This window comes from Rhodopila sp., assembly GCF_035548235.1.
Taxonomy (GTDB): domain Bacteria; phylum Pseudomonadota; class Alphaproteobacteria; order Acetobacterales; family Acetobacteraceae; genus Rhodopila.
The window spans coordinates 74182-88106 of sequence record NZ_DASZTJ010000036.1; the positions used below are offsets into that span (position 1 = coordinate 74182).

General features: G+C 62.9%; 14 protein-coding genes. 7 read left to right on the forward strand and 7 right to left on the reverse strand.

Translation table 11 applies throughout. The features are described 5' to 3' along the window. Position 1: 1 nt before the first annotated feature. The 3 genes from VHB27_RS02725 to VHB27_RS02735 form a co-directional block, all read right to left on the reverse strand. Positions 2-478: a CBS domain-containing protein gene (locus VHB27_RS02725; RefSeq protein WP_325597389.1), complete on the reverse strand. Its 477-nt coding sequence runs from the start codon at positions 476-478 to the stop codon at positions 2-4. 454 nt (positions 479-932) lie between these two features. After that, positions 933-1367, reverse strand: coding sequence for a DUF3775 domain-containing protein (locus tag VHB27_RS02730; RefSeq protein ID WP_325597390.1), 435 nt, complete (start codon positions 1365-1367; stop codon positions 933-935). A gap of 319 nt (positions 1368-1686) precedes the next feature. Then, complete coding sequence (locus VHB27_RS02735) at positions 1687-2250, reverse strand: NUDIX hydrolase (protein WP_325597391.1); 564 nt, start codon at positions 2248-2250, stop codon at positions 1687-1689. A 99-nt stretch (positions 2251-2349) separates the two neighbouring features. On the opposite strand from VHB27_RS02735, the gene VHB27_RS02740 reads away from it, so the two are divergent. Together VHB27_RS02740 and VHB27_RS02745 are read left to right on the forward strand one after the other, a co-directional pair. Continuing rightward, positions 2350-2994, forward strand: a complete 645-nt coding sequence (locus VHB27_RS02740) for a hypothetical protein (protein WP_325597392.1) — start codon at positions 2350-2352, stop codon at positions 2992-2994. Positions 2995-3502: 508 nt separating this feature from the next. Beyond that, positions 3503-4105: a hypothetical protein gene (locus VHB27_RS02745; protein WP_325597393.1), complete on the forward strand. Its 603-nt coding sequence runs from the start codon at positions 3503-3505 to the stop codon at positions 4103-4105. A gap of 201 nt (positions 4106-4306) precedes the next feature. Here the strand turns inward: VHB27_RS02745 and VHB27_RS02750 are convergent, their stop codons facing one another. From VHB27_RS02750 to VHB27_RS02765, 4 genes are read right to left on the reverse strand one after another with little or no spacing between them, the layout of a single operon-like run. Next, a complete protein-coding gene (locus tag VHB27_RS02750; RefSeq protein WP_325597394.1) occupies positions 4307-5266 on the reverse strand; it encodes a ribose-phosphate diphosphokinase in 960 nt (319 codons plus the stop codon). A 13-nt stretch (positions 5267-5279) separates the two neighbouring features. After that, positions 5280-6041: a phosphoribosyltransferase gene (locus tag VHB27_RS02755; RefSeq protein ID WP_325597395.1), complete on the reverse strand. Its 762-nt coding sequence runs from the start codon at positions 6039-6041 to the stop codon at positions 5280-5282. Further along, positions 6004-7383 carry a phosphotransferase gene (locus VHB27_RS02760; protein WP_325597396.1) on the reverse strand — a complete coding sequence of 460 codons (1380 nt, stop codon included), beginning with the start codon at positions 7381-7383 and terminating at the stop codon, positions 6004-6006. The genes VHB27_RS02755 and VHB27_RS02760 overlap by 38 nt, the downstream gene beginning before the upstream one ends. Continuing rightward, complete coding sequence (locus VHB27_RS02765) at positions 7380-8822, reverse strand: nicotinate phosphoribosyltransferase (RefSeq protein ID WP_325597397.1); 1443 nt, start codon at positions 8820-8822, stop codon at positions 7380-7382. The genes VHB27_RS02760 and VHB27_RS02765 overlap by 4 nt, the downstream gene beginning before the upstream one ends. A 259-nt stretch (positions 8823-9081) precedes the next feature. Between VHB27_RS02765 and VHB27_RS02770 the strand changes: the two genes are divergently transcribed. From VHB27_RS02770 to VHB27_RS02790, 5 genes are all read left to right on the forward strand, one after another. Next, entirely contained in the window at positions 9082-10059 is a 978-nt protein-coding gene (locus tag VHB27_RS02770; RefSeq protein ID WP_325597398.1) for a hypothetical protein, read from the forward strand. Between the two features lie 64 nt (positions 10060-10123). Further along, positions 10124-11032 (forward strand): SMP-30/gluconolactonase/LRE family protein, encoded by a 909-nt coding sequence (locus VHB27_RS02775; RefSeq protein ID WP_325597399.1) that lies wholly within the window; start codon positions 10124-10126, stop codon positions 11030-11032. Positions 11033-11130: 98 nt separating this feature from the next. After that, positions 11131-11361, forward strand: coding sequence for a CsbD family protein (locus tag VHB27_RS02780; RefSeq protein ID WP_325597400.1), 231 nt, complete (start codon positions 11131-11133; stop codon positions 11359-11361). A 70-nt stretch (positions 11362-11431) separates the two neighbouring features. Further along, positions 11432-13672 carry a glycogen debranching protein GlgX gene (glgX, locus tag VHB27_RS02785; RefSeq protein ID WP_325597401.1) on the forward strand — a complete coding sequence of 747 codons (2241 nt, stop codon included), beginning with the start codon at positions 11432-11434 and terminating at the stop codon, positions 13670-13672. Positions 13673-13686: 14 nt separating this feature from the next. After that, entirely contained in the window at positions 13687-13842 is a 156-nt protein-coding gene (locus VHB27_RS02790) for a hypothetical protein (RefSeq protein ID WP_325597402.1), read from the forward strand. Positions 13843-13925 lie beyond the last annotated feature (83 nt).

Genomic DNA, 13925 nt, shown 5'->3' on the forward strand with positions numbered 1-13925 from the left:
TTTACAGAGCCTCCACGATCGCGTCGGGTGTGCGCGCGAACGCCTGAACCAGATCGGCTCGGCTAACGATTCCGACCAGCTTACCGTCCTTCACGATGGGCAAGCGCTTGACGTGGTGTTTCACCAGCAGGTCCGCGAGCTGCGGTACTGTGGTTTCGGGCGAGGCCGTGATCACGGGCGAGACCATCAAGTCGCCAACCGAGCGGTTTTCAACCTTGATGCAGTCCAGGAACGATGGCGCGAGATCCATCCCGTCCGCCAGCAAACCGAGCCACCAGGTTCGCCGCGCAATGTTCTGTTCTCCAACCGGCGCGATCAGGTCGCCTTCGCTGATCATGCCGATCACCGCGCCGGACGCATCGCAGACCGGTACCGCACTGATGTCGTGATCGCTTAGCAGCCTGGCGACGATTGCGACGGTGTCGTTTGGTTTGGCGCAGACGACGCTGCGGGTCATGATATCGGCGGCAGTGAGCAACTGAACCTCCTCCAGCTAATTCAGGTTGGCGTGGCTTAATGGTGACCACGGATTTCGGGACTAAATCGCAAAAGACCGAGAAGGCATTGCATTCCCCTGTTCGTCACAGGGTGCCGCTATGCAGCGATCTTTACCTCGATTTTGGATACAGGCCTCGCGGATTTCCCAATATCTGAAGCGACTGCCCCGGCGGTGCCGTGTTGTCTTCCAAGGATAGAGTGTATAGCCATTTCCTCCTCGTTCAAATCAGCAGTATTAAAAAATTATCACTGCGCGACGGAGATAACCTTGATATATCTCAATCGCGTTCAAAACAGCCCAGTCACAATGAGGATGAAAGATGACGTTGCCGCTGCAAATCCGGACGCGCCGATGGCGATGACGCCAGCACCAGAGTGCCCTTTCCCGTGGAATTCAGTCCTCCCTGGCAGGCGAGGATGCTTGGGAGCGACAGCTATGAATCATCCCCTGGCACATGCGTCGCACCAAGCGCATATAGACCCTTGCGCAGATGCTCGTGCAAATCCGGATCAGCCATCAGATCCATAACGATATCGTCATCTTTCAACAGAGCTGCTGAAGCCAGGGTGTCGTTCCACTCTCTGATCGTGATGTCGCCGCGGCCAACGCGCGCTACGGCCCACACTTTTTGCAGGATCTCCGGCGGCAGCCGTTCAATTGCCTGTTGAAGTTCCACGAACTCTTGCCGTGTCCCTGGAATGTCTGTCAATGCGAGACTGGCGTTCGGATTATGCTCGCCGCGTGCCGGTGACGGCTCTCCTAGCTCGATATCTGGTGCTCTTTCCAGCAGACGATTCTGGCACTTGCGCGCGCTTAGGGCCAAATCGGCGATGTCGCGGATTTCTAGTACCTCTATTTCATACAACATCCCTGCTATCCTTTCGTTAGACTTCCTTCCGAGGTCATGCGATGCACCACCCTCGGCAGACCGAGTACTAAATAGATCAGAAGTTCTTCAGGGATATGGGGAAGTCCCAAACTTGTTCTTTATTCGGAGCGAACCGCAGATTAGCGAACAGTCCAGCAGGACCGACAAAGATCCACGCTCGTTGCCTAAAGGTTCTTCAAGGGTGGCGCCGGATGATCAGGAAATCCGAACCGTCGTGCTGTTCCGAATTGACATAATGAACAAATCGCATGGCATCAGCTTGGTTAACTCGGCATGATGTCGCTCATCCTTAGCCGGATCAAAGGTTCCGACATTGATTCGTATCAAACTTCGGACCGAAGCATGATAAAACCCGCGCCATGTTGCGACCGACGCGCGTCGTCGCCTCATCCCAGTCGAAAATGCCGAACCTATCGAATTCCGGCAGCAAAGACTCGCCGACAGTGAAATGGCTATCGCAATGGAGGGATGACAGATCCGGCATCGACGGTAGCCGCCATTCGAACAGCGCGAGGTCCTTGCCTGGCAGATAGCGATGGACACCGAGGGGAATCAGCCTTGTGGGCTCGACCCTCAGACCGGTTTCTTCATGCAATTCCCGGGCGGCCGCCTCTGCGACGTCCTCCTTTTCCTGCACGATCCCCTTGGGGATGTCCCATCGGGGTGAGCGGGTAGCGTGACCGAGGAGGAGGCGGGTTCCATCAGTTACCAGCACACCGGCGCTAAGGATTTTCATGCGAGCCCGTTGCCCCGTTGATCGCACAGCATTTCCCGTCCAAGCCCGCTGTGCGATTTTCCGTCCCAAATGCATTTCTTGCAAGTCGCGTTGATTGCAGATCTGGCAGCCTTTCATCAGATCCATGCAGACGTCGCGCTGCGCGACAGTACCTCTGCCGGTCGACTATAGGGAGCAATCACCGATGCGGACTAGAGGCGTTACCAAAGGATGGCGCCTTGGCAAATGGAAGGGTTGATCTCGATCAAGGACCGCACCGGGAGCTTCGTACTCCCTATCTCTTCCACGGCGAAACGGGAGAATGAAATGGGGCATCTGAAATGGGGCACTGACTTGAATGGTTCGATCCTTGCGGTGCAAGCTCCGTTTACCGCCGTTGTGACCCGCCCAAAGGATGAACCCTTCGCACGGTTCATCGTGAAATCGCCTCACGATACCGGCGTTGACATGTTGGTTGAGTCAGGAACAGCCGATAATGTCAGGCAAGCGATGAGGCGAGCCGAGGCAGCTATCCATCGACGACGCGGCGCTATCGCACATAGTCCAAAGCTCGTTATGATAGTAGATTCGGACGCCCGCATGCGACGTTCCCTTGGAGAACGAATGCGAAAGCGAGACTACAGGACCATTGAGCTTTCTTCCAAAGAGGAGGCGGCAACCTATCTGGAACAGAAGGCGCATCCTGACATCGTCATTGTAGCAAGCGAAATTGTTGACCGACATGGTGATCGGCAGCTTTTGCATTTTTTCTGTGCAGATGGCTCCGCTACCAACTTGGTGCTTCAGGGGCCGAACGAGATTCCCGAAGCGGTCGTCGCAGGCATTGTACGAGCCCTCTTGGATGGACAGAACTCCAACCGCGTGGCCTAGTCAGGCGGAGGCCGCTCGCCTGTCACAAAGGGCGTCGTCCACGGATGTGGCGGTGTCATTCATCGGGACGCTGGTCCTGGCTGGACTGCAGGGGAGTTGCGCCAAACAGCTCGAGAACCTCGGCAGGGCAGATGCACCTGGACCGTCGAAGCGAGCATAACGGTGCTTGCGTGGCTTCCTGGCAGCACGTTCCGGCATTAGGGACAGCACATGGTTCCTTTGAGGGATGTCAAGGTGATTCCGAGGTGACTGCCTGATCTTCCGAGTTGAAGCCGGAGCGAGAACATGTGTTGAGGCACCGCAATCTGCCGTTCGTGATCGCCATGGCGAGGTTTGCATGCCGTTCGGCAGGCGCTCAGCCCTGAGGTCGCAGTCAAGATCGTGGGGGCATCCCCCAAGGATGGTACGAAGGTTCGTGTTGCAGCTACACCTTTCCCAATGGATCAAGCAGCTGCATCGGGCAACTGGTTGATCTGGCCGGCTCAATGTTCGCAGAGGAGAAACATAGATGATCGGAATCACCCTGTCGCCCGAGCAAATTCACCAGGCACCGCCAGAAGTTCGTCGCTGGCTGGAGGAACAGTTGGCCAGCACTTTCGGATTGTCGCGCGCTGCTCCCAGCTTCGACGGTCAGACCCGGCGCCTCGTCGCTTGCAGTCCCGAGGAGGCGCAAGCCGTGCTTTCTGTGATTGGCGGCGTGTTGCCGGCCATTGGCGTGTTCCTTGAACTCGGCCGAGGGCCTGCCGTCATGGCCGGCCCGGGTTTGCGTGCGCTCAGCCTCGGCGACATGCTGCGTCACACGCACTTACAGAGCCTGGACCAACTCAACGCCTGCCTCGAAGCTATCAATGAGGCGGTGAAGACGGTCCGGCGGGAACCGGATGCGGCGCTGACGGCCCTCGACGGCAGCGGTCATTGCATCGTCGCCGAGGCGACGGCACGCAGTATCATTCAACTATGGCAACAGATCGTTGCGGCGCACAATATGGGTGATCCCGGCGTTGCACCGGAAGCGATGACCCCCGCTGCAGCGGTACGTCAGACGCAGCCCCCGATGATGCCCCCACCCGCCTTTGACGGTGGTGAACCTCCGCATGGGGCAGTTGCCTGAAACAGTCCGATGAGAGGGCAGCGGCCCAACCAGCCGCTGCCCCTATCTCCAACCTCCACGGGACCACACGGCCCCTGTGCGGATCTTTTGGCATATATGACGAAGTTGATCACCGCGCCAAAACCCGGGTGCGGAGCCGAAGCCTGGGCGATCAAACGACGCGGCCGGCCCCATAACCCTACGCGCGGTAGCGCCGCGCCGTCAGCTTCCGCCGTGGCAAGCGACAATCGCGCGCGCGAGCGTTTCGCTGGCATCCAGGATCGTCAGGCGGTCTGTCGCGTCGGACCGCACCCGGAACGGGGGGACGGTATTACTGACCGTAATGCCATCGAGCAGGGGGGATGTGAACAACTCCGGTGCGCCACCGATGAACAACCCATGTGTGGCCGCCGCATGCACGGCTGTGGCGCCAGCGTCGCGACAAGCCTGGGCAGCGCGTAGCAGAGTACCACCAGTGCTGATCAGGTCGTCGATGATCACCGCGACCTTGCCACGCACATCCCCGGCCAGCAGCGTGCCCGTCACGATGCCGCTGGACCGGTATTTCTCCATATAGGCGCTGCCGACATCGGCACCCAACAAGTGTTCCAATGCCTGGCGGAATTGCTCTGCCCGTTTGGCGCCGCCGGCGTCGGGTGAGACGGCGACCACATTTTTGCCGCGCAGCAATGGCGCAAACTGCGTGGCCAGCAGCATGGCGCTGTCGACATGCCAGGTTGGGCAACGGAATGCGTTCTCGAACGCGGCGATGTTGTGCACTTCCATTGCGATCACGCGATCCACACCCACCGCCTCAAACAAGGCCGCAACATATCGGGTGGTGATTGGATCGTTAGGCTTGGTACGCCGGTCTTTGCGCGCGTAGCACAGATAGGGTGTCACCGCGGTGACACGTGCGGCGCCGGCATCCTTCAGCGCGCCGCAAAAGAACAGCGCCCGGCATAGCTTGTCGTTAGCGCTTTCCGCGACGTCGCCGTGCATCGTGGCCAGCACGAACGCGTCGTGGCCGCGAACCTCCTGCAACGGTCTTGCCTTGTGTTCGCCGTCCTCGAAATTGCGCTCCTCATGCTGGGCGAGTGAAATCTCCAGCCGTTCCGCCACGCGTTCCGCCAAGGCGCGGCTGCTGTACAGTCCGAACAGGGAGAGTGGCGAGTGGTCCATAGCGTTTCTCCTGTTAGGCTGTGGCGCCCGTCTCAAACGCCCGCGCCTGTCGCAGCAATGCAGTCACCTCGGTATCGGACAATTGCGGAAACGCACGATAGAATTGGCCGACAGCGTGGAAGACAGCCGGGGTGTGCAGACAGATGGTATCGTCGGCTTCGTTCCGCAGCCGGCGCAAGGCGTCGCGCGCAGCCACCGGTACCGCCAGCACCAGGCGCTCGGGCCCTCGCCGACGCGTGGCGCGCAATGCGGCCAGCATGGTGGCGCCGGTCGCGATGCCATCATCAACCAGGATCGCGGTACGGCCCGTGATGTCCGTAGAAGGACGATCGCCGAGATAGGCCTGTCGCCGTCGCTCGATCTCGCGCAGGCCTGCGGCCGTGGCCGCGTCGAGGTATTCTTGCGTGACGCCGAGTTGGTGGATCAATCGTTCATCACGCACCAGTTCCGGTGCCGCTCCATCCGCTACTGCGCCGATCGCCAACTCCTCCTGTCCGGGCACGCCGATCTTGCGCACCAGCACCAGATCCAGCGGCGCCCGCAATACGCGCGCCAATTCGAATCCGACCGGGACACCACCGCGCGGCAAGGCCAGCACCACCGGTTGCCGCAGCGTCAGAGCAAGCAGCCGTCGGGCCAGGAGACGCCCGGCCTCGTGCCTGTCCTGAAACGGCAGCGTGCCACTAGAGCCGTGCCCATCGTCCGCTGACATCATCCGTTCCTCGATTTGCAGCAGTTTAGATGGTAGGACCGATTTCGTTTTGATCCGGATCAAGTACCCTATCGGAAGGTGAAAGCCGCCGCCAAGTACCGATCGCCAGACCAAACGGGACAGGGCCGGCCCATCGACCTTCGAAACTGACCGAGCGCGTCTTCGCCAGCGCCGCGGCCCGCGCCCGCGTGGCGTCGTCGTCGAATGGCGCCCGGAGCACGACCGAGCACCCTGCGGCCAACGTCTCGTCCGCTTCGCGCCAATTCGCCTCGCCAGCCTGCGTCAGGGGCACGATGCGGGCGCCCGGTGCGGGTGGCAACCACGCGGCCAGCCGCTCCGCCATTTCGCACCGCTCGTGCTCATTCCCGCCGCCAAGCGCAAGCAAGCGGGGCGGCGCCGGCGCGAGAAACGCCAAGCTAGCCGCGATATGCCGCCGAGCCTGGACCATCAGTTCGACCGCGCGGCGTGGATCCGCCTGCCGCTGCGCGCTGCCTGCCAGGGCGTAGCTGCGCGTCGCCGCGCGCAGGGCCAGGAATAGTGGCAGCGCACGCAGGCCCTCGGTATCCGGCGCAACATCTGCATAGGCGTTGAACACGGCGTTAGCGAGATCGCCGCGATCACGCAGATGCAAATCCATGAGCAGGAAGGCGAGGTCGTACAGCACGTCGATGCACCCGACCTCGTCGCTGAACTCGATACAATCGAACAACGTCGGACGGCCGGCATAGAGGCAGATGTTGGCAAGCCGCAGGTCACCATGGCAGCGACGAACCTTGCCGGCAGCACGGCGCCGATCGAGCAGTCCTTCCAGTGACCCCAGCGCGGCTCGCGCGCGTTCGCCCATCGTATCAACCGCGGCCCCATCCAACGCTATCGCCACCAGCGCCAGTTCACGTGCGTTTTCGACGATCACCCGACGCATGGCGTCGCTGCCGCCATGCGTCGGTGTTGGTTGGATGCCGAGATGGAATTGCGCAATGCACGTGCCCAACGCGTGCATCAGATTTGGCGTCAGCATTCCTCGCTGCAGCAGCGCATCGAACAGGTCGGACTGCGCAAAGCGTCGCATGACAACGACATGATCGAGCACCTCCCCGACCCCGTCGAAGGCCAATAGGCCTGCTGCCTCCCGGGTGATCGCACGTACACCCAGGTAAAGCTCCGGCGCGGTCCTCCGATTCAGCACCAGCTCCGCCTCGCAGGCATTTTGGCGAGCCGTGCGGCTGGTATAATCCAGCGACGCGTAGCGGATTGCGCGTTTGAGTTTGTAGGCGCGGTCGGCGACCAGGAACACGATGGAGCAATGGCTTTCGATCCGGTCTACCGCATCCGCGCCATGGCTGGCAGGATCCGACAGGAATGCGATCACGGCATGCTGGTCATCGGCGGGCGTTGGCACGATCATACCTCTCGGCCGGAAGTCGCGCGATCCAAACGGTCCGCCATCGCACGGATACCCGGACTGATCTCGACCGGAACGACCTGCGATTCCAGCCGGCGTAGCGACTCCGGCAACAGCGTCAGGGATCGCGCCGCACACGCCCGCGCCCGGGCCAGATCCGGGAAGCCGGCGACGCGCCGACCGCCGCGCAGGGCCGGCCGCAGCAACGGCTCCCCGTTCACGGCTTCATCCAACAAGGCCACAACGTCGCCGGCGATCGTGCCGTCCGCGTGATAGCGGCGATACACCTGCTTGCGTCCCGGCCAGGTTGCCTTGCCTTCGCTGCGCTTGCGGCGAGGCCGCCCAGCGTACTCTTGCAGCTTATAGGCGCAATCGAGCGCCGGCACGTCCGAGGCTGTGGTCAGGCTGGTGCCGATGCCAAAACCGTCGATCGGGGCGGCCATGAGACGCTGCAGGCTGTCCTCATCCAGCCCGCCGCTGGCGAAAATGCGGATAGATGCACAGCCTGCGTCATCCAGGATGGCCCGTACGGCACGGGCATGCTTCGCTAGGTCGCCGCTGTCCAGCCGTACTGCGTCTATGGTGATGCCCTCGGCGGCCAGCCTCGGCGCCAGCGCGGCAACCACGGCCGCGCCGCGTTCGGTATCATAAGTGTCGATCAGCAGCGTCAACCCCTTGGGCCGCGTGCGGGCAAAATGCGCGAAGGCCGTCGCCTCGTCGGTATAGGCCTGCACGAAGGCATGGGCCATGGTGCCGACCACCGGAATGCCGAACGCTCGCCCCGCCGCGACCGTCGCCGTGCCATCGAACCCCGCCAGGTAGCTGGCACGCGCCGCTAACAGCCCGGCCTCGGCGCCATGCGCCCGTCGCAGCCCGAAATCCACCAGTTGTCTGCCCGGCGCGGTCAGCACCATGCGCGCCGCCTTCGAGGCGATGACGGTCTGGAAATGAATCAAATTGATCAGCCGCGTTTCCACCAGCTGCGCCTCGGGCAGTGGGGCCGTCACCCGCAGCACCGGCTCGTCCGGGAAGAACACGGTTCCCTCGGACATGGCGTCGACATCGCCCGTGAATCGGAACGCTGCCAGGCTGTCGACGAAATCCGACGCAAACAATCCAGATGACCGAAGCCACGCCAAGTCATCGGCCGTGAACTGCACGGCCTCGAGAAATGCGGCCACCTGCTCCAGCCCGGCCGCCATCAGGAAGCCGCGCCTCGGCGGTAGTTTCCGGAAGAACAGTTCGAATACCGCGGTCTCCGCCATGCCGTCGGCCGCGTATGCCTCCAGCATCGACAGCTCGTACAGGTCGGTCAATAGTGGGCTGTGGTCGAGCATCGCCGAAGCATGCGTGGCGCGCACCGGCGCCTCCTTGATCTCCGTCAATGGCGCAGGCCCGTTTGATCTGCAAAACGACGAAGTATGCACGCCGGCCGCGAGCATCGGGTTTTCCGCGGCCGGCGTGCCGCGTTGACAGCCCAACAACAGGCAGGGTGCTGCCGGAACCCATCCACGATTTTCGCGATCTCAGCGGGTTGGAGTCGTTGATGACCGCACAGGGCTGGCCGCGGCGAACTGCTCATGGACGTGCACCGAACGGCAGACATCTGTATTTCCTCAGAAAATTCCGTCCCGTTAACCCTCCATTAACTCCGTTCTGGCTTCTTCGGTCCTTGGGCCGACGTTTTCGGGACGCTTGACCATGAGCCAGTACACGCCGCCAGTCTGCCACCTGTCGCATCCCGGGTTCCGCATGTTCGGTGACCCGGTGTTCCGCTTGAGCGAAGGCGCCGCGGTCCCGTCCATGGTCATCAAGCTCGACGGCCAGACCGCGGTGTTGCCCCTACGCAGCCTCGCTCGGGAATTCGGGTTGGCCGAGGACTCGCCGGACGGGCAGATGCTGCGGCAGATCGAGCAGGCGCTGGATTACGTCGTCGCCATCAAGATCGGCGACACGCTGCCTCCGGAACTCGGCGGCGTCGCGAGTTGGGAACCGACGGACCATGATCGTCGGGTCGCCTCCAGCCTGATGTGGCACAGTCTCGTGCGCTGCGTGTTCGCGCGGATGGGCCGGGAATATTCCATCCAGGGTGGCGCCAAGCCAGGATGGGAGACGGATCCCGCCAACCAGGGCCTGGCGCGGGAGGCGATCGACGGCGCGATGCATATCCTCGGCTTCAAGGACGAGTCCGAGGCTCGGTCGAAGCTGGCCGAGATCATTGCACAACTGGCCTATATCGAAGCCCTGCGCCGCATGCTGAACCGCGGCATCGCCTGGGTGACGGAAAAGCTGATCCACCGCTCCGCGCACGACGTGGCGCCAACGCGCGCCGAAACGCTGAAGCAGGTCCGCATCCTTGCCCGCCGCGGCATCGAGGAGATCAACCGCCGCTTCGATGAGGTCGACGCGGCGATGGACGACGTGCTGGGAATGATGGAGGACGCGGAGGTCGCCGTCGCCGACCTGAAACGGCGGCGCGACTGGCTGTACCGGACCAACCGCGCCTGGACGCCGATGTTCACCGACTGGGCCAACGCCCCGAATCACGTCGATGAATTCTTGTGGAAAATCGTCGAACGCAGCTACCAGTTCCTGGCGCCGCGCTACATGCCGTACAAGGAGTGGTCGCTGTCGCTGACCGGCTTCAAGACCAGTGCACCGCAGATGCAGGTCTGGTAGCGGCCTTGACGCGCTGCCTATTCGGACGACACTGGAGGCACGACAAGAAACGGGGGAACACCACATGAGCGATGTCACGATCCTGGCCAGGGGCTTGGGCTTCCCGGAAGGACCCGTGGTCTGCCCTGACGGCTCGATCATCCTGACCGAGATCCGCAACAACCAGCTCTCCCGCGTGACCCCGGACGGCAAGACCTCTGTCTTCTCCCGCTGCGGCGGCGGCCCGAACGGGCTGGCCTTCGGGCCGGACGGGGCGCTGTATCTCTGCAACAACGGCGGCAGCAAGTATGTCGAGGGCTACTCGATGGGTGTCGCGCCGCATCCCGACTACAAGTTCGGCTATATCCAGCGGATCGACGCCAAGACCGGCGAGGCGAAGACGCTGTATACCGAGGTCGGGGGACACAAGCTCTCGGCGCCGAACGACCTGGTGTTCGACGTGCATGGCGGGTTCTATTTCACCGACCTGGGCAAGCGCTACGCGCGCCACCGCGACCATGGCGGACTATATTATGCGCTGCCCGACGGGTCGTCGATCAAGGAGATCGCGTATCCGATCCTCAGCCCGAACGGCTGCGGCCTGTCGCCGGACGGCAAGACGCTCTATGCCGCCGACACCGAAGGCGCCCGGCTCTGGGCGTTCGAGATCGAGGCGCCGGGCGTGCTGAAGAAGCCGGCGCCGCACGCGCACCATTCCGGACGGGTGATCTGCGGCTTGCCCAGCAATGCGCGGTTCGACAGCCTGGCGGTGCTGGCCAATGGACATGTCTGCGTCGCCACGCTCAACACCGGGTATATCACCGAGATTTCGCCCGGCGGGGACGTCGTGCGGGCGGTGAAGATGCCGGACACCTATCCGACGAATATCTGCTTCGGCGGGCCGGATATGTGCGACGCTTACATCACCCTGTCCGACCAGGGGCAACTGGGGAAGATGCGCTGGCCGACGCCCGGGCTGAAGCTGAACTTCTGACGCGGCGCGCCTGGCGATGAACTTCGGTTGAGCGTCCGTTTCGGAACCCGACCCGCGATCCCACGTTAAAGGACTTCCCGGCACCACAGGAGGTCCGCATGAATGATCGCGTAGAAGGCGCTGCCCGTGAGTTTGGCGGGCGTGTCCAGGAAGCCGTCGGCAACGCGACGGGCGACGGCAAGACCCAGGCCGAGGGCCTGTACAACCAGGCCGCCGGCCAGGCCCAGCAAGCCGCCGCGCAGTTCAGTGACGTCATCAAGTCGCAGCCGATCGTCGCGACGCTGGTGGCGGTCGCCGTCGGCTATATCCTCGGCCGCCTCACGGCCTGACGGGTCGGCGACGACCAAAGGGGGGCACGGCCCCCCTTTTTTTGCCCGATCATCCTGGAAGAGGCGAACCGTGCCGCCGGCGATCCTGAAATCACGTGTTCGAGAAGGCGTCCCCGATCCAAGGGGTGCGACCTGGGATGGGTTGGGCGTCAATTTCTCCCTGTTTTCCGCCCATGCTACGAAGGTCGAGCTGTGCCTGTTCGATGAGAGCGGCAGGCGTGAGCTGGAACGTATCGAACTTCCCGAGTACACCAACGAAGTCTGGCACGGCTATCTCCCCGACGCTCGGCCGGGCACGACCTATGGCTACCGCGTGCATGGCCCCTACGAGCCGGAGGCGGGACATCGGTTCAACCCGAACAAGCTGGTCCTGGACCCCTACGCACAGGCCCATGTCGGGGACCTGACCTGGAATCCGGCGGTGTTCGGCTACACGCTGGGTCAGGACGACCTGACGTTCGATGAGCGTGACAGCGCCCCGTTCATGCCCAAGGGGCGGGTGATAGACCCCGCCTTCACCTGGGGCCGGGAGCGTCCGCCCTCCATCCCCTGGGACCGCACCATCGTCTATGAGACGCATGTCCGCGGCTACACGAAACGGCACCCGGCGGTGCCGGAGCATCTGCGTGGCACCTTCGCCGGCCTGGGACGGAAAGAGGTGGTCGATTATATCACGTCGCTAGGCGTCACCGCTGTCGAGCTGCTGCCCATCCACGCCTTCGTCAACGACAGCTACCTGTCGGACAAGGGGCTGACGAATTACTGGGGTTACAACTCGATCGGCTTCTTCGCCCCCGACCCGCGCTATGCCGCCGTGCCGGACTTCGTCTTCTCGGAGTTCCGGGAGATGGTCGCCCGCCTGCACGACGCCGGGCTGGAGGTGATCCTGGACGTCGTCTACAATCACACCGCCGAGGGCAATGAGAACGGGCCGACCCTGTCGTTCCGTGGCATCGACAATCTGTCGTACTACCGGCTGATGCCGGACAATCCGCGCTATTACATCAACGACACCGGCACCGGAAACACGCTGAACATGAGCCACGCGCGCGTGGTGCAGATGGTCACCGACAGCCTGCGCTATTGGGCGACCGAGATGCATGTCGACGGGTTCCGGTTCGACCTAGGAACAATCCTGGCGCGTGAATCCGATGGCTTCAACGAAGCGCACGGCTTCCTGCAATGCTGCCTGCAGGACCCCGTGCTGTCGCACACCAAGCTGATCGCCGAACCCTGGGATATCGGTCCCGGCGGCTACCAGGTCGGTGGCTTCCCGCCCGGCTGGGCCGAGTGGAACGATAAGTTCCGCGACACGATGCGCGCCTGGTGGAAGGGCGATCCCGGCAAGCAGGCCGAGATGGCCACGCGCCTGGCGGCGTCGGCCGATTGTTTCGCCAGGCGCGGCCGCAAGCCTTGGGCCAGCGTCAACTTCATCACCGCGCACGATGGTTTCACGCTGCACGACCTGGTATCCTACAACGACAAGCACAACGAGGCGAATGGCGAGGACAACCGCGACGGCCATTCCGACAATTACTCCTGGAACTGCGGTGTCGAGGGACCGACCGACGATCCGGAGGTGATCGCGCTGCGGGAGCGGCAGAAGCGCAATCTGCTGGCCAGCCTGCTGCTGGCCCAGGGCACGCCGATGCTGCTGGCCGGCGACGAATTCGGCCGAACGCAGAACGGCAACAACAACGCCTATTGCCAGGACAATGAGATAAGCTGGGTCAATTGGGATTTCGGCGAGCGGGAGGTCGAACTGGCGGAATTCGTGCGCAAGGTCATCGTCCTGCGCCAGTCCTTCCCGATCCTGCGCCGGTCCCGCTTCCTCACGGGGGAGTACAACGCCGACCTGGACGTCAGCGATGTCCGCTGGTTGTCGCCGGCGGGGACCGACATCACCGGGCCCGAATGGGACGATCCCAACGCCCGCTGCTTCGGCATGCTGCTGGACGGGCGGGCGCAAGCCACCGGCATAAAGCGTCCGGCGATGGATGCGACCGCGTTGCTGGTGTTGAACGCGCACCATGACATGGTGAATTTTCGCCTCCCGGAAGTGGTCGGGGGTTCCGTCTGGCGCTGCCTGGTGGATACCAATGTCCCGGATGACGATACGCACCCGACGATCGACGCCGGTACGGATTATGCCATCACCGGCCGCTCCTTCGTCTGCTTCGTTCTGGAGCCGGAGAGCCAACGTTCGGTCGCGATGCGCCGAGCGATAGAGGGTTTCAGGCAGATGGCGGAACAACCGATCCCGATGGCGAGTCCGGAAACCGGACCGGAGGAAGAACGATCACTCTCGTGAAAGAGGTGACAGGCATGAACGACGATTGGCTCTTGATGTCCGACCCGCCGATCCCCCCTGGCGACCCTCAACGGCATCCCGACCCGGACGAACCGCCGCCGGTCGAGGAACCGCCGCTGCCGATTCCGGTCCCACCGAACCCGCCGCCCGAGCCGCTGCGCGCCGGCTGATGGTTCGGGGTGGGCAACCGGCCCGCCGGCGTCCCGCCCCCTTTCCCCTGACCGTGCATTTCTGGCATGTCTCTCCGTAGGTC

Bases quoted from the DNA above. Each gene is read 5' to 3' on its own strand.
- VHB27_RS02760 (WP_325597396.1), bottom strand. From the start codon at position 7,383: ATGATCGTGCCAACGCCCGCCGATGACCAGCATGCCGTGATCGCATTC.
- VHB27_RS02730 (WP_325597390.1), bottom strand. From the start codon at position 1,367: ATGTTGTATGAAATAGAGGTACTAGAAATCCGCGACATCGCCGATTTG.
- VHB27_RS02790 (WP_325597402.1), top strand. From the start codon at position 13,687: ATGAACGACGATTGGCTCTTGATGTCCGACCCGCCGATCCCCCCTGGC.
- VHB27_RS02750 (WP_325597394.1), bottom strand. From the start codon at position 5,266: ATGGACCACTCGCCACTCTCCCTGTTCGGACTGTACAGCAGCCGCGCC.
- VHB27_RS02745 (WP_325597393.1), top strand. From the start codon at position 3,503: ATGATCGGAATCACCCTGTCGCCCGAGCAAATTCACCAGGCACCGCCA.
- VHB27_RS02765 (WP_325597397.1), bottom strand. From the start codon at position 8,822: ATGCTCGCGGCCGGCGTGCATACTTCGTCGTTTTGCAGATCAAACGGG.
- VHB27_RS02770 (WP_325597398.1), top strand. From the start codon at position 9,082: ATGAGCCAGTACACGCCGCCAGTCTGCCACCTGTCGCATCCCGGGTTC.
- VHB27_RS02740 (WP_325597392.1), top strand. From the start codon at position 2,350: ATGGAAGGGTTGATCTCGATCAAGGACCGCACCGGGAGCTTCGTACTC.
- VHB27_RS02735 (WP_325597391.1), bottom strand. From the start codon at position 2,250: ATGGATCTGATGAAAGGCTGCCAGATCTGCAATCAACGCGACTTGCAA.
- VHB27_RS02780 (WP_325597400.1), top strand. From the start codon at position 11,131: ATGAATGATCGCGTAGAAGGCGCTGCCCGTGAGTTTGGCGGGCGTGTC.
- VHB27_RS02775 (WP_325597399.1), top strand. From the start codon at position 10,124: ATGAGCGATGTCACGATCCTGGCCAGGGGCTTGGGCTTCCCGGAAGGA.